Origin of the sequence: Phaeovulum sp. W22_SRMD_FR3 (assembly GCF_052113705.1) — a bacterium.
Lineage (GTDB): Bacteria > Pseudomonadota > Alphaproteobacteria > Rhodobacterales > Rhodobacteraceae > JBGQOG01.
The window spans coordinates 25856-46497 of the sequence record NZ_JBGQOG010000006.1; the positions used below are offsets into that span (position 1 = coordinate 25856).

At 65.7% G+C, this 20642-nt stretch carries 22 protein-coding genes; 19 read left to right on the forward strand and 3 right to left on the reverse strand.

All coding sequences use genetic code 11. The features are described from left to right. Positions 1-8 precede the first annotated feature (8 nt). Positions 9-1445: a DUF6880 family protein gene (locus ACEN2S_RS09685; RefSeq protein ID WP_441865559.1), complete on the reverse strand. Its 1437-nt coding sequence runs from the start codon at positions 1443-1445 to the stop codon at positions 9-11. A gap of 194 nt (positions 1446-1639) precedes the next feature. On the opposite strand from ACEN2S_RS09685, the gene ACEN2S_RS09690 reads away from it, so the two are divergent. The 7 genes from ACEN2S_RS09690 to ACEN2S_RS09720 all read left to right on the forward strand — a co-directional run bounded on the left by ACEN2S_RS09690 (position 1640) and on the right by ACEN2S_RS09720 (position 9611). Next, positions 1640-2566: a LysR family transcriptional regulator gene (locus ACEN2S_RS09690; RefSeq protein ID WP_441865562.1), complete on the forward strand. Its 927-nt coding sequence runs from the start codon at positions 1640-1642 to the stop codon at positions 2564-2566. A 120-nt stretch (positions 2567-2686) separates the two neighbouring features. Beyond that, positions 2687-3679: a tripartite tricarboxylate transporter substrate binding protein gene (locus ACEN2S_RS09695; protein WP_441865565.1), complete on the forward strand. Its 993-nt coding sequence runs from the start codon at positions 2687-2689 to the stop codon at positions 3677-3679. A gap of 391 nt (positions 3680-4070) precedes the next feature. Then, on the forward strand, positions 4071-4583 hold the full coding sequence (locus ACEN2S_RS09700; protein WP_441865568.1) for a tripartite tricarboxylate transporter TctB family protein: 513 nt from the start codon (positions 4071-4073) through the stop codon (positions 4581-4583). Position 4584: 1 nt separating this feature from the next. Then, positions 4585-6093: a tripartite tricarboxylate transporter permease gene (locus ACEN2S_RS09705; RefSeq protein WP_441865571.1), complete on the forward strand. Its 1509-nt coding sequence runs from the start codon at positions 4585-4587 to the stop codon at positions 6091-6093. Positions 6094-6157: 64 nt separating this feature from the next. Further along, entirely contained in the window at positions 6158-6997 is an 840-nt protein-coding gene (locus ACEN2S_RS09710; RefSeq protein WP_441865574.1) for a shikimate dehydrogenase family protein, read from the forward strand. A gap of 1 nt (position 6998) precedes the next feature. Then, positions 6999-8897, forward strand: coding sequence for a bifunctional sugar phosphate isomerase/epimerase/4-hydroxyphenylpyruvate dioxygenase family protein (locus ACEN2S_RS09715; protein WP_441865576.1), 1899 nt, complete (start codon positions 6999-7001; stop codon positions 8895-8897). A gap of 90 nt (positions 8898-8987) precedes the next feature. Next, on the forward strand, positions 8988-9611 hold the full coding sequence (locus tag ACEN2S_RS09720) for a LysE family translocator (RefSeq protein ID WP_441865579.1): 624 nt from the start codon (positions 8988-8990) through the stop codon (positions 9609-9611). Positions 9612-9626: 15 nt separating this feature from the next. On the opposite strand, the gene ACEN2S_RS09725 is transcribed toward ACEN2S_RS09720, so the two are convergent. Further along, positions 9627-10565, reverse strand: coding sequence for a LysR substrate-binding domain-containing protein (locus ACEN2S_RS09725; protein WP_441865581.1), 939 nt, complete (start codon positions 10563-10565; stop codon positions 9627-9629). 78 nt (positions 10566-10643) lie between these two features. On the opposite strand from ACEN2S_RS09725, the gene pcaD reads away from it, so the two are divergent. The 6 genes from pcaD to ACEN2S_RS09755 all read left to right on the forward strand — a co-directional run bounded on the left by pcaD (position 10644) and on the right by ACEN2S_RS09755 (position 15437). Beyond that, positions 10644-11441 carry a 3-oxoadipate enol-lactonase gene (gene pcaD / locus ACEN2S_RS09730; RefSeq protein ID WP_441865584.1) on the forward strand — a complete coding sequence of 266 codons (798 nt, stop codon included), beginning with the start codon at positions 10644-10646 and terminating at the stop codon, positions 11439-11441. Further along, positions 11434-11832, forward strand: coding sequence for a 4-carboxymuconolactone decarboxylase (gene pcaC, locus ACEN2S_RS09735; RefSeq protein ID WP_441865586.1), 399 nt, complete (start codon positions 11434-11436; stop codon positions 11830-11832). Before pcaD ends, pcaC begins: the two co-directional genes overlap by 8 nt. Further along, the gene (gene pcaH, locus ACEN2S_RS09740; protein WP_441865589.1) at positions 11829-12551 is read left to right on the forward strand and encodes a protocatechuate 3,4-dioxygenase subunit beta; all 723 of its coding nucleotides are present in this window, start codon (positions 11829-11831) and stop codon (positions 12549-12551) included. Before pcaC ends, pcaH begins: the two co-directional genes overlap by 4 nt. 2 nt (positions 12552-12553) lie before the next feature. Further along, complete coding sequence (pcaG, locus tag ACEN2S_RS09745) at positions 12554-13168, forward strand: protocatechuate 3,4-dioxygenase subunit alpha (RefSeq protein ID WP_441865591.1); 615 nt, start codon at positions 12554-12556, stop codon at positions 13166-13168. A 1-nt stretch (position 13169) separates the two neighbouring features. Further along, a complete protein-coding gene (locus ACEN2S_RS09750; RefSeq protein ID WP_441865594.1) occupies positions 13170-14003 on the forward strand; it encodes a 3-keto-5-aminohexanoate cleavage protein in 834 nt (277 codons plus the stop codon). An 87-nt stretch (positions 14004-14090) separates the two neighbouring features. Further along, positions 14091-15437 carry a class-II fumarase/aspartase family protein gene (locus ACEN2S_RS09755; protein ID WP_441865596.1) on the forward strand — a complete coding sequence of 449 codons (1347 nt, stop codon included), beginning with the start codon at positions 14091-14093 and terminating at the stop codon, positions 15435-15437. Here ACEN2S_RS09755 and ACEN2S_RS09760 read toward each other — a convergent pair. Further along, positions 15434-16336 (reverse strand): LysR substrate-binding domain-containing protein, encoded by a 903-nt coding sequence (locus ACEN2S_RS09760; RefSeq protein WP_441865599.1) that lies wholly within the window; start codon positions 16334-16336, stop codon positions 15434-15436. The genes ACEN2S_RS09755 and ACEN2S_RS09760 overlap by 4 nt on opposite strands. Before the next feature lie 134 nt (positions 16337-16470). Here ACEN2S_RS09760 and ACEN2S_RS09765 point away from each other — a divergent pair, with 134 nt between their 5' ends. From ACEN2S_RS09765 to ACEN2S_RS09790, 6 genes are all read left to right on the forward strand, one after another. Further along, entirely contained in the window at positions 16471-17403 is a 933-nt protein-coding gene (locus tag ACEN2S_RS09765) for a VOC family protein (protein ID WP_441865602.1), read from the forward strand. 3 nt (positions 17404-17406) lie between these two features. Then, on the forward strand, positions 17407-18012 hold the full coding sequence (locus ACEN2S_RS09770) for an alpha/beta hydrolase (protein ID WP_441865604.1): 606 nt from the start codon (positions 17407-17409) through the stop codon (positions 18010-18012). Between the two features lie 34 nt (positions 18013-18046). Further along, positions 18047-18745 carry a pirin family protein gene (locus ACEN2S_RS09775; RefSeq protein WP_441865606.1) on the forward strand — a complete coding sequence of 233 codons (699 nt, stop codon included), beginning with the start codon at positions 18047-18049 and terminating at the stop codon, positions 18743-18745. 170 nt (positions 18746-18915) lie between these two features. Continuing rightward, positions 18916-19290 carry a COG4315 family predicted lipoprotein gene (locus ACEN2S_RS09780; protein WP_441865608.1) on the forward strand — a complete coding sequence of 125 codons (375 nt, stop codon included), beginning with the start codon at positions 18916-18918 and terminating at the stop codon, positions 19288-19290. A gap of 16 nt (positions 19291-19306) precedes the next feature. Further along, a complete protein-coding gene (locus ACEN2S_RS09785; RefSeq protein ID WP_441865610.1) occupies positions 19307-19840 on the forward strand; it encodes a sigma-70 family RNA polymerase sigma factor in 534 nt (177 codons plus the stop codon). A 2-nt stretch (positions 19841-19842) separates the two neighbouring features. Beyond that, on the forward strand, positions 19843-20631 hold the full coding sequence (locus ACEN2S_RS09790; RefSeq protein ID WP_441865613.1) for an anti-sigma factor family protein: 789 nt from the start codon (positions 19843-19845) through the stop codon (positions 20629-20631). The last annotated feature ends 11 nt before the right edge of the window (positions 20632-20642 follow it).

Consider the following 20642-nt stretch of genomic DNA (forward strand, 5'->3'; position numbering starts at 1 on the left):
CCCCGGCATCACGGCGCGGTGGCGAGGCCCTTCCAGAAGGCGGTCTTGCGGGCATGATCCAGCCGCAACCGCGCGAGATAATCCTCTTGCGGCTCAAGGCTGCCCAGATCGCTGATCTCCTCGGCCAGCGCGCCGCAGCGGGCCAGCTGCGCCCCCGCCTGCCGGTAGCGGGTCACCCGGCCCCGGCGCAGCACGAAATCGATCATGCCGCGATAGATGATCAGCGCCGCGCGCGGATGCCGGGGGGCCAGCGCCTCGGCCAGGGGCACCAGATAGTCATCGAGATCGCCGTCAAGATCGCCCGCCCGCTTCTCGACCAAAGCCGCCGCGCGGTAGAGATCGCCCCATTCGACAAAGAAACGCAACCCCCAGACCGCGCTCGGGAAAACCTCGGCCCAGACCATCGCCCGCTCTTCCGCCTCGAAACTCTCAAAATCCGGCAGGGCCTTCAGATGCGCGCGCAGATGCGGCACCGAGAGAAAGCGGGTGAAGAGCTGCCAGCGCATCGCCTGCGCCTCAGCCTTGCGGCCCAGCGCGTCCAGCACCGCCAGCCGCATCTCATGCCAATCGGCCAGGAGATGCAGATCCGACGGGTCCGCCGCCTCGATCGCCGCCCAGGCCTCCTCGGCCCGACCCGCCTCCAGCAGTCGGCGGGCGATGTCGGCGGCCACCTCCGGCAGCGCACGGGCGGCGGGGCTGTAGCGGGCGATCACCGCCTCCACATCCCCCGCGGCTTCCGCGATCTGCATCAAAGCGGCATCGGTCAGGCTGGCGCGGTGGCGCGTGGCAAGCGCGCGGGCCTGCGCCGGATGATGGCTGCCCCGGCCCTTGGCGCTGAACCCCTCCGGCTCGGGCACCGGCAGATCGGCAAGCTGGATCAAGAGGGATTTCAGATGCGCCAGCCCCGCTTCGCCCAGCGCCGGGGTCAGCGCCGGGATCAGCTGGTCAAACTGGCCGTAATGGTTTTCCTGCAGGGCGGTGAAACAGCGCTCGGCCAAAGTTTGCGGATCCGCCGCGCCGCGTTGCGCCACCTCGGCCAGATCGGCGAGGCTTTGGGCAAAAATCGCCGTCACCACGCCATTCGGATCCTCGCAGCGGGCATGGATGCCATTCGCCATCTCAAGGATCCGCCACAACAGGTCGAGCCCCTCGCGCGGATCGGCCGCCGCAATCTCGCCCGCCGCCGCCCGGCGCTGGCTTTCCAGATCCTCGGCAAAGGCGCGGCGTTTGCGCCAGGTGATCTTGGCGCGCGAGCGGGCAAGGCTCAGGAGGCGCTTTTGCACCTCTTGCGCGGCGTCCTTGGGGCTTTGCGCCCCCGCCAGCGCCAGCCGCAGCCGCCGCTTGGCCGAAGCCGAGCCGGTGGAGATTTCCATCAGCAATTCGGACAGCTGTTCCGCCCCAAGGCTTTCCAGATTTTTGGCGTTCAGCGTTTTCTTCGAGCTCATCAGCGTCCCCGGCAGATCGGCGGCACGCTAGCAGCCCCAAAGCCCGGGTGAAAGCCCCACGCCCCGTAAGCGCCCCCATCAACGGCCCCGTCAACGCCCCCATCAACGGCCCCTTCCATCTCCCCGTCCCCCAGCCTCTCCCCCCGGCGCAGCCCCATCTTTCCCAGCCCCCGCCGCCCTGATAGCGTGGCGGCATGAAAGAACTCACGTTGCGACAGGTTGAGGTCATCCGCGCGGTGATGATGGCGGGCACCATTCAGGGGGCCGCCAATCTCTTGCATGTCTCGGCCCCCGGCATCAGCCGTCTGGTGAAACACACCGAGGAATCGCTCGGCGTGCGGCTCTTTGAACGCAAGGCGGGGCTTTTTGTCCCCGCCGCCGAAGCGCATACGATCTTTGAGATGGTGCATCAGGTCTACCGGCAGATGGAGAACCTGAATGCCGCGGTGTCCTCCTTGCAAAAGGGCGAGGATTTCACCCTGTCCTTTGCCTCCGCGCCCTCCATCGCGCAGTTCATCGCCGCGCGGGTGGTGCGCAACGTGCGCCAGCGGTTTCCCGACCTGTTCATTGATCTGAACATCCTGAAGATCGAGGAAACGCTGGATTACCTTTTGCTGGAACGGGGCGAGTTCGTGCTGATGTCCTCGGCCATCGACAATGCGGCGCTGACCAATGAGCCGATGGCGGTGGGGCGGCTGGTGGCGATTGTGCCCGACGGACATCCTCTGGCCGCGCAGGACGAGATTTCGGTGCATGATCTGGCGCAAGAGCCCTTTGTCGGCGTTGATCCCGCCGATCCCTATGGCGCGATTCTGGCGCAGCCCTTCCGCGAAGCGGGCATCGAGCCGCGCTACACGATGCGGGGACGTTTCGCCCAGACCGTGGTCAGTCTGGTGCGCCACGGCCTCGGCGTGGCGGTGATCGATGAATTCTCGGTGGCCGAGGTTTACATGCCCGGCATCACCCGCAGACCCCTGCGCGAAAAGAGCGAAATCACCGCCTATATCGTGAAAAAACAAGGGCGTGAGCTGTCCAGCTTTGCCGAATTCACCATTGATCGTTTCCGCCGGGAGTTGCATGGTGCCACCCTGCGCGAAAGCTGGGATCCGCCGCGGAATTAACATGATGTTACGAACAAATACAAAACAGCATTTGTCGTTAAGATACAGCTTTGGCATGATGCCACCATTCCGCCCGACGGGAGATCGGGCGGTTCTGACATCTCATGGGAGGATATGAGGATGAAACGCAGCCTGATCGGCGCGGCTTTCGCGCTTGGACTTGCAGCACTGCCGGCCTTTGCCGATTACCCGGAAAAAGAAATTCAGGGCATCATCCAATGGGGTGCCGGCGGTTCGACCGACACGGTGATGCGCGCGGTGACCCCGCATGCGGAAGAGGCACTGGGCGGCACCATCGTCATGCAAAACGTCACCGGCGGTGTCGGCGCGATTGCGCTGAACCAGGTGGCCGCTGGCGATGCCGATGGCTACACGATCCTGTTTGGCGCGGAAAACCCGCTGCTCTACAAGGTGATGCAGCTTGGCACCAAGGATTACTCGGACTTCACCCCGATCAACGTGCTCGCGCGCGGCGTGCCGATTCTGGTCGCCAACAAGGACGCGCCGTTCAACACCTTCCCGGAAATGGTTGCCTATATTCAGGCCAATCCGAAGGGCGTGAAGTTCGGCTCGACCGGCCCGGGCGGCCTGCCCTCGGTTGTCACCGCGATGATCAATTCGAAAACCCCGCTCGACGTCATCTTCGTGCCCTATGACGGCGACGGCCCGGCGCTGACCGCGCTGCAGGGCGGTGCCATCGACGTGATGCCCGCCGTTCTCGGCGCCGCCATCGAAGGCATCAAAGGCGGCACGATGAAGCCGATCGCGCTCTTTGACACCGAGCCGAGCCCGGCACTGCCGGATGCGCCGACGATCACCTCGACCAACCCCGAATTCGCCGACATGCTGCCCTGGGGTCCGTTCTTCGGGATCTTCGTGAAAAAAGGCACCCCGGATGACGTGGTGGCCAAGCTGACCGAGGCCTATGCCAAGGGTGCGGAAGCCGAAGACTTCAAGGCACTGATGGACGGCCGTGGCTTCAAGATGATGAACATCTCGGGTGCCGACGCGCAGGCCTTCCTCGACCGCTGGCAGTCGGTGACGGCATGGCTGGTGCAGGACGCCGGTCTGACCAAAGCATCGCCCGCCGATTTCGGCATTCCGAAGCCCTGAGCCAAGACCCGGACCGGGGCCCGCGTGGCCCCGGTCTGCCAGGTTGGGCTGCGCGCTGCGGGCTTCACCGCCCTGTAACGTCCAGCACCCCAAGCCGCGATCCACCACAGATCGGACCGCGACCTGACGACCGGCCCCCTGCGCACCGGCCCCTCCGGCAGGTTTATCGCAGGCAGCGCCCTACCCGCTGACAGCACCACCGCGCGCAGCCGCTGTCCCGCCATCCGGCATCTGCCACCCCGCATATGCCCGCTCTCTGCCCCCCGGCCCCGGCCCCGGGACAGACCCATATTCGACGCCGCCCGGCTGATGCACATCCGGGCCCGCGTCCGGTCCGCGCGCAAAGCCCCGCCGGACCCCCACATTCTGCATGACCCATGGGAGGGGAAAGATGCAAACCCGTCACCCGCGCCGCCCCGGAGAGGCGATCTTCAATCTCTTCATCCTCGCGGCAACGCTGTTCCTGCTCTACACCGCCTATGGGATTTCCGGCTTTGAGGCGCTGAGCGCCCCCGGCGCGATCCCGATGGCCGCGACCGCGATCATGGTGATCTGCGCCGCGCTGATCCTGGTGCAATCGCTCAAACGTCCCGGCAAGACCAGCGAGACGGTCATCCGCGACATCCTGCCGATCCCGGTCGTGGCCACCATCCTCGCGATCACCGCCTATGCGTTCTTGCTCAAGCCGCTTGGCTTTCTGCCCACCTCGTTCCTGTTCCTCTTCGCGCTGATCAAACTCCTCAGCGGGCGCGGGATTCTCTGGTGCTCGGGTACGGCGCTCCTGTGTGTGGCGCTGATCTATTGCGTCTTCCGGCTGGTCTTCTCGGTGCTGATGCCCTCGGGGATCGTGCCGGAGGGCGAGATTCTGGCCGCCATCCGCCATCTGATCGGCATGGGGAAATAACATGGACATCCTTGCACAGATCCTGGTGCCCTTCCTGCACATCAAGTTGCTGGCGCTGGTCGCGGCGGGCACTTTTGCGGGCATCTATATCGGCGCCATTCCCGGCCTTTCGGTCACCATGGCGGTCTCGATCCTGATCTCCTTCACCTTCAGCTGGGATGTACTGCCCGCGCTGTCGCTGATGATCGGCATCTATATGGGCGGCGTCTATGGCGGCTCGCGCACGGCAATCTTGCTGAACATCCCCGGCGCGCCCTCGGCGATCGCCACGGCGATGGACGGCTTTCCCATGGCCAAACGCGGCGAAGCGGGCGAGGCGATCGGCATCACCACCGTCATGTCCTTCTTTGGCGGGCTGGTCGGCATTCTGGTGCTGGCGATGGCGGCCCCCTCGGTCTCGGCCTTTGCGATCAAATTCCAGCCGCGCGACTATATGCTGCTCGCCGTGCTCGGCATTCTGCTGGTGGGCTCGCTCTCGGGCGACAGCCTGATCAAGGGGATCTTTGCCGGGGCGATGGGGCTGATGATCGGCTCGGTCGGGCTTGACCCGCTGACCATGGCGCAGCGTTTCACCTTTGGCGCGCCGGTGCTGATGGGCGGCATCTCTTTCATCGCGGTGATGATCGGCATGTTCGGCGTTTCCGAGGCGCTGATGCAGCTGCATTCGGTCAACACCCCCGCCGTGCGGCAGGTGATCAAGCGCATCGTCCCCTCCTTTGGCACCATCCGCAAATATCTGCCGCTCTCGCTGCAATCCTCGGCCATCGGGGTGATCATCGGCGCGCTGCCGGGCACCGGCGGCGATATTGCGGCACTGATGGCCTATGACCACGCGAAACGCATCACCAAAAACCCCGAAGTGCCCTTTGGCGAGGGCGCGAAAGAGGGCCTCGTGGCCCCCGAAACCGCCAATAACGCCGCGGTCGGCGGGGCGTTCATCCCGATGATGACGCTGGGGATTCCGGGCGACTCGGTGACCGCGATCATGATCGGCGCGCTCTTCATTCACGGGCTGAACCCCGGCCCGCTTCTGATGGTGCAACAGCCCGACATGTTCTGGTTCATCGTCGGCGCGCTGATCCTCGCCAATTTCTTCATGCTGATCTTTGGCCTCACCGGCATCAAGATCTTTGTGAAGATCGTCGAGATGCCGCGCACCGTGCTCATCCCGCTGATCCTCCTCTTGTCCATCGTCGGCGCCTATGCGGTCAACAATTCGCTGACCGATGTCTATTGGATGCTGGGTTTTGGCGTTCTGGGCTATTTCATGCGGCTTTATGGCTATAGCCTCGGGCCGGTGATCCTCGGCGTGATCCTGTCGCGGCTTCTGGATGACAACTGGCGCCGGGCGATCATCTCGGATCAGGAAAGCCTGCCCCTGCTCTTCAAAGGTATCCTGACCAGCCCGCTCTCGCTTGTGCTCTTTGCCTCGGTCGTGCTCATCTTCATCTCCAAGACCCCGCTCTGGACCTGGATGAAGCGCAGCCTGCGCCCCACGGCACAGAACTAAGCCCGGCCCATAACTTCCGCCGGGGCGGTGATCGCCCCGGCCCCTCTCTCAAAGGAACCCCGCGATGAGCGACATCATCCACCTTGGTCTGATCGGCGACAATATCGCCAAATCGCAGTCGCCCCGCCTGCACCGTCTGGCGGGCCGCCAGAACGGCCGCACCGTTGTTTATGACAGCCTTGTCCCGCGCGAGATCGGGATGGACTTCGACCCGCTCTTTGCCCATGTCGCGCAATCGGGCTTTCGCGGCGTGAATGTCACCTATCCCTATAAGGAACGCGCCGCCGCCAAGGTCGAGATCGAGGATCCTTTGGTGCGCGCCATCGGGGCGGTGAACACGGTGATTTTCGGCACCACCCCGCCCAAGGGCTATAACACCGATTACTCCGGCTTTATCGCCGCCTACCGTCTGGTGCGCGGTGCCGCGGCCCCCGGCCCCACGCTGATGATCGGCGCGGGCGGTGTGGGCAAGGCGGTGGCCTTTGGCCTGATCGCGCTTGGCGCCACCGAGATCCGCATCGTTGACCGTGACCTGCCGAAAGCCGAGGCGCTGGCCGAGGCGCTGACGGCCGCCGCCCCGGGCCTCGTGACCCGCACCGGCACCGAGGCCGAGGCCCTGGCCAACGGCGTCACCGGGCTGATCAACTGCACCCCCGTCGGCATGGTCGGCTATGACGGCACGCCGCTGGCGGCCAGCGCGATGGTCGCCGCGGAATGGGCCTTTGACGCGGTCTATACCCCCGTCGACACCCAGTTCCTGAAGGATGCCGAAGTGGCGGGGCTCAAAATCATCTCGGGCTATGAGCTGTTCTTTGGCCAGGGCGTCGATGCCTGGCGGATTTTCACCGGGCTGCCGCTGGACAGCAAACAGCTGCGCGCCGATCTGCAAACGCCGGAGGAATAAGATGAAAACCTCGATCGCCACCGTCTCCATCTCGGGATCGTTCCGCGAGAAGCTGACCGCCATCGCTCAGGCCGGATTCGACGGCATCGAGATTTTCGAACAGGATTTCATCGCCTATGACGGCAGCCCGCGCGATGTGGGCAATATGGTGCGCGACCACGGGCTTGAGATCACCCTCTTTCAGCCCTTCCGCGATTTCGAGGGCCTGCCCGAGCCGCACCGCAGCCGCGCCTTTGCGCGGGCCGAGCGCAAGTTTGACCTGATGGCCGAGCTCGGCACCGACACGGTGCTCTTTTGCTCCTCCTGCCACCCCCTGTCGATGGGCGGCATTGACCGCATCGCCGATGACTTTGCCGCTCTGGGCGAGATTGCTGCGCCACGCGGGATCAAGGTCGGCTATGAGGCGCTCTGCTGGGGCAAGCATATCGACGATCACCGCGATGCCTGGGAGGTGGTGCGGCGGGCCGATCACCCCAATATCGGGCTGATCCTCGACAGTTTCCACACTTTGGGCCGCAAGCTCGACCCCGAGACGATCCGGCGGATTCCGGGCGACAAGATCTTTTTCGTGCAGCTGGCCGATGCGCCCGCCATCGAGATGGATCTGCTCTACTGGTCGCGCCATTTCCGCAACATGCCGGGCGAAGGCGACCTTGCGGTGACCGCCTTCATGCGGGCGGTGGCGGCCACGGGCTATGCCGGGCCGCTCAGCCTTGAGATTTTCAACGATCAGTTCCGCCAGGGCCTGCCGCGTCTGGTGGCGCAGGACGGGCACCGGGCGCTGATCGGGCTGATGGATGAGGTGCGCCGCGCCGAACCGGCCCTGCCCGTCGATCTGCCCGCCTTCCCCGCCCCGGCGGCGGTGGAAGCGGTGGAGTTCATCGAATTTGCCAGCTCCGCCGACGAGGCCCCGGCGCTGGAGGCGCTGCTGCAGGCCAGCGGTTTTGAGCGTGCGGGCCAGCATGTGTCGAAAGCGGTGACGCTCTGGCGGCAGGGCGCGGTCAGCATGTTGGTGAACACCGAAACCAGCGGCTTTGCCAATGCCGCCTTTGCCACGCATGGCACCACGGTCTCGGAGATTGCGGTGACGGTGCCCGATGCGCAGGCGGCCTTTGCCCGCGCCAAGGCGCTCGGCGCAGAACCCTATGCCGAGGCGCATGGGGCGGGCGAGCTGGACATTCCCGCCGTGCGCGGTGTCGGCGGCAGCATGATGCGCTTTCTCGACCGCAGCTCGGATCTGGCGCGGATCTGGCAGGTGGATTTCAAGACCACCGCCGGGGGCACGCCGGGGGCCGCTGCGCCGAAAGGGGCCGGGATTACCGGCGTCGATCACCTCGGCCAGACCATGGCCTATGAGGAAATGCTGAGCTGGTCGCTCTATTACACCTCGATCTTTGCCGCCGAGAAATCGCCGGTGGTGGATGTGATCGACCCCGACGGTCTGGTGCGCTCGCAGGCGATCCGCTCGGGCGGGCTGCGGGTGACGCTGAACGGCGCGGATGCGCGGCGCACGCTGGCCGGGCGCTTTGTGGCCGAAAGTTTCGGCTCGGCGGTGCAGCACATTGCCTTTGCGAGCGAGGATATCTTTGCCACGGCGGCGGCGCTGAAGGCGCGCGGTTTCCCCTTCCTGCAGATCGGCGCGAATTATTACGATGATGTCGAGGCGCGCTTTGGCCTCGCCCCCGCGCTGACCGCCCGGCTGCGCGCGAACAACATCATGTATGATGAGGATGCGGGCGGCGCCTTCTTCCAGCTCTATTCCACCGCGAGTGCAGGCGGGGTGTTTTTTGAGATCGTGCAGCGGCAAGGCAATTACGCGGGCTATGGCGCGCCGAATGCGCCCTTCCGCATCGCCGCGCAAAAACGCGCCGGACGGCCCAGCGGGATGCCGAAATTCTGAGGCTTCCCGCTGATATTGGTACATTGTTTTCCTATACGCCGCGCCGGGAAACGGGCAGCCTGACCGGACAAACCCGGAAGGAGCCTGCCGATGAGCGTTGAGGTCAATCTGCCGATCATTCTGCTGGCCTCGCTGATTGTCGCGGCCAGCCCCGGCCCCGCCACTTTGGCGATTGCCGGAACCGCGATGCGATCGGGCCGCAAACAAAGCCTGGCACTGGCCTCCGGCATCACCACCGGATCGCTGTTCTGGTCCTGTGCGGCGGCCTTTGGCCTTGGCGCGGTGATGCTGACCCATGCCTGGGTGTTGGAGATCATCCGCTATTGCGGGGCGGGCTATCTGATGTTTCTGGCGCTGAAATCCGCCAGATCGGCGATGTCGCGCAAAGAGATCCAGCCGCGGTCGGTGCAGGGCAGCCAGCGCGCGCTGTTTGGCAAGGGCCTTGCGCTGCATCTGACCAATCCGAAGGCCATTCTGTTCTTTGGCTCGCTCTATGCGGTGGGGATCCCCGCCGGGGCATCGCCGCAGCAGCTGTTGCTGGTCATCGCGGCAATGGCTGTACAAAATTTCTTTATTTTTCATGGATATGCGCTGATGTTTTCGCTGCCCCATGTGACCGGGGGCTATCTGAAACTGCGCCGCTGGTTTGAGGGGGCCTTTGCCTTGGGCTTTGGTCTGGCGGGCGTGAAAATCCTCACCGCACGGCTGGGCTGACCGGGAGGCGCATGGCTACTCCGCCTGCCCCAGAGCCTCGGACCGGGCGATCTCGCGCGTGACTTGCACCAACAGATCCACCCCGCTTTGATTGCTGGCGCTCTGCCGCCGGGTCAGCCCGACCGCGCCCGAGAGAAAGCGCGCGGCGGTGGGCAGCACGATCAGCTCGCCCCGCTCCAGCTCCTCCAGCACCACCCCGCGCGAGATGAACCAGAGCGTCTCCGACCCCGTCACTATCCCCCGCCCCACCGGCTGCGCCACCGTCTCATAGGCGGCGCGAAAGCCGGTGAGGCCGAGGGTTGCCAGATAATCATCCACCGTGCGCCGGATGATCGCCCCCGGCGGCGGCACGATCACCGGCCAGCGGACGAGCGCCGCCGCCAAAGCCTCGGGCCCCGGCGGCAGGGTGGCGGCGGGATGGCCCGCGCGGGCGACCAGCACCACCTCTTCCTCATAGAGGTGATCAAAGCCGAGATCGGCCATTTCAACCGGCGCGGGCATCCGCCCCAGCATCAGATCCACCGCCCCCGAGCGCAACAGCCCCATCAGATAATGATGCGGCCCGGTGATCACCGAGAGCAGGGTTTCGGGGGCCAGATCGTGAAAGCGCAGCGCCACTTTCGGGAAAAGCCGCGTCGCCACCGTGGGCAGCACCCCCACCGTCAGCGTGCCGCCCCCCGCGCCGGGGGCCAGCGCCGCCGCCCCGGCATCGAGCGCCTGCAGGCCGATGCTGGCATGGCGGCGAAAGAGCGCGCCCGCCTCGGTCAGCAGAAGCCGCCGCCCCTGCCGCAGAAAGAGCGGCTGGGCCAGCAGATCCTCCAACTCCGACAAGGTGCGCGACAAAGCGGGCTGGGTGATCCCCTGCGCCCGCGCGACCGCCGAGAGGTTTCCCGCTGCCGCAATCGCCAGAAAGGCGCGGATATGGCGCAGTTTCACCCCGGGATGCATAATCATATGGGCATGAACTCCGCTGCATTTTGCATTATCGCGCCGCATTTCGCTGGTTTATATTATGGATAAGAGGAGAGACCCATGCAAGTTTTAACCCGCCCCTGGGGCGCGATGCACTACCGTTGCGACGGCCCGGCGCCGGATGCGGCAACCGGCCCGACGCTGGTTTTTGCCAATTCGCTCGGCACCGATCTCAGGCTCTGGGATGCGGTGATGCCGCTTTTGCCCGCCGGTTGCCGGGTGATCCGCTATGACAAGGCCGGACATGGCCTCTCGGATGTGGGCGGCAGTGGCACGGTAACCGCGCTGGCCGAGGACGTGATTGCGCTGATCGAGGCCGAGGCGCGGGGCCCGGTGATTTTCATCGGCCTCTCCATCGGCGGGCTGATCGCGCAAAAGGTGGCCGAGCTGCGCCCCGATCTCTTGCGCGCGCTGGTGCTGTCGAACACCGCCGCAAAACTGGGCAATGCCGAAGGCTGGAACGCCCGGATTTCCGCGATTGAAGCGGGCGGGTTGGAGAGCATCGCCCCCGGCGTGATGGAGCGGTGGTTTGGTCCCGCCTTTCGCGCCACACCCGAACTGGCGCTGTGGCAGAACATGATGATCCGCATGTCGGTGCCGGGATATATCGCGGCCTGTCAGGCGCTTGCGGGGGGCGATCAGACTGCGGCCACCGCCAAGATCACCCTGCCGACGCTGGTGATCGCGGGGTCCGAGGATGGCGCCTCGCCGCCCGATCTGGTGCGCGCCACCGCCGATCTGATCGCGGGCGCGCGCTTTGCGCTGATCCCCGGCGCGGGCCACCTGCCCTGCGTTGAAACCCCCGCCGCCTTTGCCGAAGTGCTGAACGCTTTCCTCAAGGAACATGCCGATGTCTGATCACCCGACCATGGCCGAACAAGGCATGAAAACCCGCCGCCGCGTGCTGGGCAATGCCCATGTCGACCGCGCCGAGGCCAACAAGACCGCCGCCGATGCGCCGTTTCAGGCACTGATCACCGATGCCGCCTGGGGACATGTCTGGTCGCGCGACACGATCAGCTTGCGAGAACGCTCGATGCTGACCATCGCGCTGCTGGCAGGCCTCGGGAATGATCACGAACTGGCCATGCACATCCGCGCCACCGCCAATACCGGCGCCACACAGGACGACGTGATGGAGGCGCTGCTGCATGTGGCGATTTACGCGGGCGTGCCGCGCGCCAATCATGCGATCAAGATCGCCAAGGACACCTATGCGACCATGACCTCCGGGGAGGAGACGAAATGAAACCTGCCGAGTTTTTCCAACGCGACCGCACCTGGCATCCGCCCGCTCTGACGCCGGACTACAAGACCTCCGTCACCCGTTCGCCGAAACTGGCGATGCTGAGCCTGCAAGGCTCGATGTCGGAAATCACCGGCCCTACCTTTGGCCATAGCGACATCGACCCGATCGACAATGACATGATCAAGAACTACGCCAAGACCGGCGATCCGGTCGGCGAGCGGATCGTCGTGCATGGCCGCGTGCTGGATGAGGAAGGCCGCCCGGTGCGCAACACGCTGGTCGAGGCCTGGCAGGCCAATGCGGGCGGCCGCTACCGGCACAAGAAAGACACCTATCTGGCGCCGATTGACCCCAACTTTGGCGGCTGTGGCCGCACGCTGACCGACGAGAACGGCTATTACTTTTTCCGCACCGTCAAACCGGGTGCCTATCCCTGGCGCAACTGGGTGAACAACTGGCGCCCGGCGCATATCCACTTTTCGGTCTTCGGCACCGCCTTTGCGCAACGGCTGATCACCCAGATGTATTTCGAGGGCGACCCGCTGATCCCGCTCTGCCCGATCCTGAAGGCCATTCCCGACCAGCGGGCGATTGACCAGCTGATCGCGCCTTTGGATATGAACGCCAGCATCCCCTTGGATTCCTTGGCCTATAAATTCGACATCGTGCTGCGCGGCCGCCGCTCGACATTGTTTGAGAACCGTCTGGAGGGGAACTGATCATGGCGCAACCGCTGAGCTATCTGAAAGAAACCCCCTCGCAGACCGCAGGCCCCTATGTACATATCGGCATGGCCCCTGGCGCGGCGGGTTTTGACATTTACCGGCAGGAGCTGGGTCAGGTGATCGCCGGGCCGAACACGCCGGGCGAGCGGATCCGGATCGAGGGCGTGGTCTATGACGGCACCGGCGCGCCGGTGAAAGACGTGTTGATCGAGACCTGGCAGGCCGATGCCAATGGCATTCACGCGCATCTGGAAGACCCGCGCCACGGCGAAATCTCGGGTGATTTTCGCGGCTGGGGCCGGGTGATTTCGGATTTCGACACCGGGCTCTATACCTTTGACACCATCAAGCCGGGCGCGGTGATGGGCCGCAATGGCCGGATGATGGCGCCGCATATCAGCCTCTGGATCGTCGCGCGCGGGATCAATGTCGGGCTGAACACCCGGCTCTATTTCTCGGATGAGGACAACAGCAATGATCCGGTGATCAACCTGATCGAGCATGTCGAGCGCCGCAAAACCCTGATCGCCACCCGCACGCCGGGCAGCAACAGCTACCGTTTCGACATTCGCCTGCAGGGCGAGGGCGAAACCGTGTTCATGGATGTTTGAGATGGGCAAACCCTGCATCATCTGCGTCGCCATCACCGGCAGCCTGCCGACCAAAGCCAACAACCCGGCTGTGCCGATCAGCATCGCCGAACAGATCGAGAGCACGCAAGAGGCGTTTGAGGCCGGGGCCAGCATCGCCCATTGCCATGTGCGCGATGATGCGGGGGCGCCCACCTCGGACCCCGCACGGTTTGCGGCGTTGAAAGAGGGCCTTGAGAAGCATTGCCCGGGGATGATCATCCAGCTCTCCACCGGCGGGCGTTCGGGCGCGGGCGAGGCGCGGGGCGGCATGTTGCCGCTGTCGCCCGACATGGCCTCGCTCTCGGTCGGCTCGAACAATTTCCCGACGCGGGTCTATGAAAACCCGCCGCAGCTTGTGGATTGGCTGGCGGGGGAAATGCTGAAATACAAGGTGAAGCCCGAGATCGAAGCCTTTGATCTCTCTCACATTGTTCAGGCAACCCGGATGGCGGTGGATGGGCGGCTGCAGGGACCGCTCTATGTGCAATTCGTGATGGGGGTGAAGAATGCCATGCCCGCCGATGAGCCGATCTTTGACTTCTACATTGAGACGCTGAAGCGGCTGGCCCCCGATGCCGAATGGTGCGCGGCGGGGATCGGCGCGGCGCAGTATCAGATCAATGAATGGTCGATCAAAAAGGGCGGCCATACCCGCACCGGGCTGGAAGATAACGTCCGGATCGACCGCGACACTTTGGCCCCATCGAACGCCGCGCTGGTGCGCCGCGCGGTGGATCTTTGCGGCAAATACGACCGCCCCGTCGCCACATGGCGCGAGGCGCGCGAGATCCTCGGGCTGCGTCAGCCGGCCTGACCCACGGCTCCTCCCTGCCCCTCCCGGCCCTTGCCGGGGGGGCTTTTTTTGCGCTACGCCCTTCCGGCATCACAGACGGAGAACCCCATGCCCGCAGCCCTTGCCGACAGCGCCCTCTATCGCGGCCTTTTTGGCGATGACGAGACCGCGCAGCTGTTTACCGACAGCGCCGAAGTGCGGGCGATGCTGCTGGTGGAGGGGGCCTTGGCACGCGTTCAGGGCGCGCTTGGGATGATCCCGGCGGAATCGGCCGCGTTTTTGCACCGCGCGACGCTGGAAATTCAGATTGATCCGGCCGGGCTCTCGGCCGAGACGGCGGTGAATGGCGTGCCGGTGCCTGCGCTCGTCGCGGCCTTCCGCAAGGCGGCGAATGCGCCGGAACATGCGCAATATCTGCATTGGGGCGCCACCTCGCAGGATATTGCCGAGACCGGGCTGAACCTGCGGCTGCGGCGGGTGATCGCGCTCTGGGACGCGCGTCTGGTGGCGCTGATCGCGGCGCTGGGGCGGCTGGCGGCGGCGCATGCCGAGCTGCCGATGGCCGCGCGCACCTATGGCCAGACCGCGACGCCGACGAGTTTCGGCGCGCAGGTCGCCAATTGGGGCGCGCCGCTGATCCGCCACCGCGCGCGGCTGGCCGAGCTGAAACCGCGCCTCCTCCGGGTCTCGCTGGGCGGGGCGGCGGGCACGCTGTCGACGATGGGGTCGCAAGGGGCCGAGGTCCGCGCCGGGCTGGCCGAGGCTTTGGCTCTGGCCGATCCGATGGGCAGCTGGCACCCCGAGCGCGACGGTCTGGGCGAATTCGCGGGCTGGATGGCCGGGCTGATGGCCAGTCTGGGCAAGATCGGCGAAGACCTTTTGATTGCCACCCAATCGGGGATTGGCGAGGTCAGCGTGGCGGGCGGCGGCGGCTCATCGACAATGCCGCAAAAGCAGAACCCGGTGGGACCCTCGGTGCTGGTGGCGCTGGCGCGGCAGGTGATCGGGCTGTCGGCGGTGATGCAGGGCGCAGGCCTGCACCGGCAGCAGCGCGATGGTGCCGCCTGGTTCACCGAATGGCTGACGCTGCCGCAGCTCTGCCTTTCCACCGGCAAGGGGCTGGCGCTGGCGCTGGATCTCGCCGGGCGGATCAGCCCGAACCCGGCGGCGATGGCGCGCGGCCTGAACGAGGGCGGCGGCTTGATCCTGGCCGAGGCGCTGAGTTTCGCCCTGGCCGAGCGGATGCCGCGTCCCGAAGCGCAGGCGCGGGTCAAGGCGCTCTGCAAGGAGGTGATGGCGGGTGCTGGCAGCCTGACCGACCTCGCCGCGCGGGATTTCCCCGGCACCGATTGGGCCGCAACCCTCTCCGGCCCGCAGGCCTTGGGTGAGGCCCCGGCTGAGGCGCGACGGTTCGCCGAGGCGGCGGCTGAGGTGGCCGGAGAGGCCGCGGGCTAAAGCAACCCGCGCTCGCCCGTCACATAGCGCTCAAAAAAGTCGGAAAATGTCGCCACCCGCGCGGGCAAATGCGCATAGGGCGGGTAATAGAGCGTCAGCCAGATCTCGGGCGGTTGCCACTCGGGCAGGATCTGCTCCAGCCGCCCCGCCGCCAGATCCGCCGCCACGATGAAGCGCGGCAAGAGCGCCACCCCCTCGCCCTGCGCCGCCATTTCCGCCAAGAGCTCGCCATTATTCGCGGCAATTCCGGCACCCGCGCGAATGCGCCGCGTGCTCGCGGCATGGCTCAGCTCCCAAATCTCTTCATGGCTTTCCGCGTCATAGCCAAGGCAGATATGCTCGGTCAGCGCGGCGGGATCTTCGGGCCTGCCGCGCTGCGCCAGATAGGCGGGGGCGGCCACCAGCACCCGCTCGACCCGGCAGATCTTGCGCCAGATGGTGGATTTATCCTCGGGCGGGCCGGAAATGCGGATCGCCAGATCGCAATCGCCCTGCAGGATATCGACGAAACGGTCGGTCAGATGCACCGAAGCGGTGACCTGCGGATAGAGAATGCGGAATTGGGCCAGCACCGCGGGCAGCACCTTCATCCCCAAGGACAAGGGCGCGTTCAGCCGGATGCGGCCCGAGGCAACGCCCGCCTGCGCCTGACTTTCCTCGGCCGCATCGCGGAGCGCCTCGGACAAAGGCCCGACCCGCGCGGCATAGACCGCCCCCGCCGAGGTCAGCGCCACTTTGCGCGTGGTGCGCAGAAAAAGCTGCACCCCCAGCCGGTCCTCCAGCGCCGCGATGGTGCGGGTGGCGGCGGCAGGCGTGATGCCCAGATGCCGCGCGGCCTCGGCAAAACTGCCGTGCCGGGCCACGCCCAAAAACACCCGAATGGATTCCAACTCACCCATCCGCTGATTATTGCATTAATCGCAATAGTCTTCCAGATATTATGACCATTCTGTTTTGCTCGCCCGTCCCCCAGATTGGATCCCGAACGAACGGCCCGCCCATCCCGGACAGACCGCAGAACAGGAGAACCGACATGCTCACGCAAATCAAAGGCCTGCATCACGTCACCTCGATGGCGGGCGATGCCCGGACCAACAACGCCTTCTTCACCGAAGAGCTTGGCCTGCGCCGGGTGAAGAAAACCGTGAATTTCGATGCCCCCGATGTCTATCACCTCTATTACGGCGATGAGATCGGCACGCCCGGCTCGGTGATGACCTATTTCCCCTTCCCGCATATTGCCAAAGGCAAATTCGGCGCGGGCGAAGTGGGGACCACGGTGTTTTCGGTGCCCGAAGGGGCCCTGGGCTACTGGCGCGAAAGGCTGCCGGGTTTTGGCGTCAAGGGGCTGGGTGAAGAAACGGTCTTTGGCGAAGAACGGCTGAAATTCCTCGGCCCCGACGGCGACAGTTTCGCGCTGGTCGAGGCGAAGGGGGATGCCCGCGCGCCCTATGGCGCCGGTGCCGTGCCCGCCGATCAGGGCATCCGTGGCTTTCAGGGCGCGAGCCTCAGGCTCCGCGATGGGGGTGCCACGGGGGAACTCTTGCGCTTCATGGGTTATCAGGAGCAGGACCGGCAGGGCGATGTGACCCGTTTCGCCATCCCCGGCGGCAATGGCGCCGATGTGATCGATCTGGAAGTGCTGCCCGGCGCGCCGCTGGCGCGTCTGGGGGCGGGGTCGGTGCACCATATCGCCTTTGCGGTCGAGAATCGCGCGGCGCAGCTGGAAGTGCGCAAGGCACTGATGGACACCGGCTATAATGTTACCCCGGTGATCGACCGCGATTACTTCTGGGCGATCTACTTCCGCACCCCCGGTGGCGTCCTGTTCGAAGTGGCCACCAACGAGCCGGGCTTTGACCGCGATGAAGACAGCGCGCATCTGGGTGAGGCGCTGAAACTGCCCACGCAGCACGAATGGCTGCGCCCGCAACTGGAAAAAACCCTGCAACCGCTGGAGGGCTAAGGCATGGCTTTGCAAGACTATCTCCACATCAGCACCCCGGCCCGGCCGGGGGAGCCGCTGATTTTCACCTTTCACGGCACCGGGGGCGATGAGCATCAGTTCCCCGGCCTGATCGCGAAACTGCGCCCCGGCGCGGGCGTGGTCTCGCCGCGTGGCGATGTGTCGGAACATGGCGCGGCGCGGTTCTTTCGCCGCACCGGCGAGGGGGTCTATGACATGGCCGACCTCGCCCGGGCCACCGCCAAAATGGCCGGGTTCATCGCGGCGCATAAGGCGGCGAACCCCGGCGCGCCGGTCTGGGCTTTGGGCTATTCCAACGGGGCGAATATCCTCGCCTCGGTGCTCTTCGCGCAGCCCGAACTGATCGACCGCGCGGTGCTGATGCATCCGCTGATCCCGTTCACCCCGGCCGATCAGCCGGGTTTGGCGGGGCGCGAGATCCTGATCACCGCCGGGCGGCGCGATCCGATCTGTCCGGCCCCACTGACCGAAAGCCTGCAGGACTGGCTGGCGGCACAGGGGGCGAATGTGCAGACCGAATGGTCGAACGGCGGCCATCAGGTTGATACGAGCGAAATCAATGCGATCGGGCGGTTCCTCGCCGCCTGATGGCCTCGCAAACCCCGATCAAAAGGAGATCACCATGCGTCGGATTCACGACAAAATGCTGCGCGGCCAGACCCGCATGGGTTGGCTGGACAGTTTTCACAGCTTCTCCTTTGGCAGCTTCAGCGATCCGGCGCGGATGGGACTTGGCCCGCTGCGGGTGGTGAATGAGGATTTCATCATCCCCGGCGCCGGGTTCGCGCCGCATGATCACGCCGATATGGACATCCTCACCTATGTCCTCTCGGGGCGGATCGCGCATGAAGACAGCCTCGGCCACCGGGCGGAACTCGGCCCGGATGAGCTGCAGATGATGACCGCCGGATCGGGGATCACCCATGCCGAGATGAACCCCTCGGAGACGGAGGGCACGCATCTCTATCAGATCTGGATCATGCCCGATGCGGGGGGCGGCGCGCCCGCCTATCAGCAACTGGCGCTCGATCCCGATCTGGGGCGCGGGGCGCTGGCGGTGATTGCCAGCGGGCGGCAAGAGGCGCCGGTGCGGCTGAACTCGGGCACCGATCTTTACCGCGCGCGGCTGGTCGCGGGGGATGCGGTGCCGCTGGCGGTGGCGCCGGGGCGGCATGGCTTTGCGCAGATCCTGAGCGGCATTGCCGAGGTGGAGGGCGAGCGGCTGAGCGCCGGGGATGCGCTGGAGTTCCGCGACACCGCGCCGATGGAATTGGTCTGGCAGACCGCGGGCGAGATGCTTTTCTTTGATCTGCCGCGGTAAATCCGGTGGCTCTAAACCCAACCGTATCAAGGGGGTAGCGACACAAGCGTCGCTGCCCCCATTTTCTTGGAAAAAAATCTCGCGCGCCGATGGGATTATTTCCCGCCCCCCTGCGTCATCTCTCTCAGAAGCGCAAAACCCCGCTTCGCCCTTTTCAGGAGGAAGACCAGATGACCCGATTTCTGACCATGACCGCAGCCCTCGCGCTGCTCGCCGCCCCCGCCTTTGCCGAAATGGCGCCGATGACCGCGCAATCGAGCGCAGGCGAAATCCTGACCGATATGCAGGGCATGTCCCTCTATACCTTCGACAAGGACACGAAGGGCATGTCGATGTGCGAAGGCGATTGCTTGGCGAAATGGCCCGCCGCCACCGCCGGGGCCGAGGATAAGCCGATGGGTGACTATGACATCATCACCCGCGCCGATGGCACACGGCAATGGACCTACAAGGGCATGCCGCTCTATACATGGGTCAAGGATGCCACCGCGGGCGATGTGACCGGCGACGGCGTCGGCGGGGTCTGGCATCTGGCCCGCCCGTAACAAGGTCAGACCTGCGATGAGCCTGTTTCTGGATCAGATCGAAGCGGCGATTCCGGCGCTCAGGCGCTATGCGATTGCGCTGTTGCGCGACCGCGAAAGCGCCGATGATCTGGTGCAGGATTGTCTGGAGCGGGCCGTTGCCCAAAGCGCCAGCTGGCGCGGCGACGGTCCGGTTCAGGCCTGGCTCTTCCGGATCTTGCTCAACCGTCACCGCGATCTCATCCGGCGCGCCCCCGCACGCGGGGTACTGGTCGCGGTGACGGACCTGTCCGCCGAGCCTTCAGCGCCCGGCGGGCAGGACGGCCACCTCGCCCTGCGCGAGGTGCATGAGGCGATGGGCCGTCTGCCATTGGATCAACGGGCGGCGCTTCTTCTTGTGGCGGTCGAGGGCAAGAGCTTTGACGAGGCGGCAGAGCTTTTGGGGATACCCAAGGGCACGCTGATGTCACGGCTCGCCCGCGGCCGCGCCACCCTTCGCCAATTGACCGGACGCGGCGGTGCGCCGGATCCGGTGACCGGCCCCTTCTCCGACACCCATGCAACGAGATGACAATGCCCCTGAATGACGACGATCTGCTGCGCTACCTCGACCCGGGCCTGCCCGAGGCCGAACGCGCGGCGCTGGACCGGGCGCTGGCGGATGATCCGGCAGGCCGGGCAGCGATCGCCGATTGGCAGCGGCAGGATGCGGCGCTGCGCGCGCTTTATGAGCCGGTGCTGGATGAGCCCCTGCCCGCCCGCCACACCGCCGTGCTGGAGCGCGCCCGCGCCCGGCCCGCCCCGCCTCCGGCGTGGCAACGGGGTCTCTGGGCCAGCGGCCTCGCGGCGGCGCTGGTGCTGGCGGTGGGCGGCGGCTGGGTCGCGCGCGGGATGACGGATGCCCGCACGGCCACGCGGACGCCCGGTGAAAGCGGCCCGCTGACCGTGGCGCATGCCGCGATGCGTGCCTTTGACACCTATACGGTCGAGGTGCGCCACCCGGTCGAGGTGACCGTGGCGGAAGAGGCGCATCTGAACAGCTGGATGTCCAAGCGTCTGGGCCACGACATCCGGCCACCGGATTTCGCCAGCGCCGGATTCAGCCTGCTGGGCGGCCGCATCCTGCCCGCCGACAAGGGGCCGGCGGCGATGTATATGTATGAAAATGCCGCCGGTCAGCGGGTGACCCTCTATGTCGCCGCCGAGGGGATGGCCGCCGAAACCGCCTTTGAATTCTCGAGCAACGGGCCGACCCAGAGTTTCACCTGGATCGACCGTGATCTGAGCTATGCCGTGGTGGGCCAGATCCCGCGCGACAGCCTGCGCGCGATTGCGGTGGCGGCCTATGATCAGCTGATCTGACCGCCCGCTTC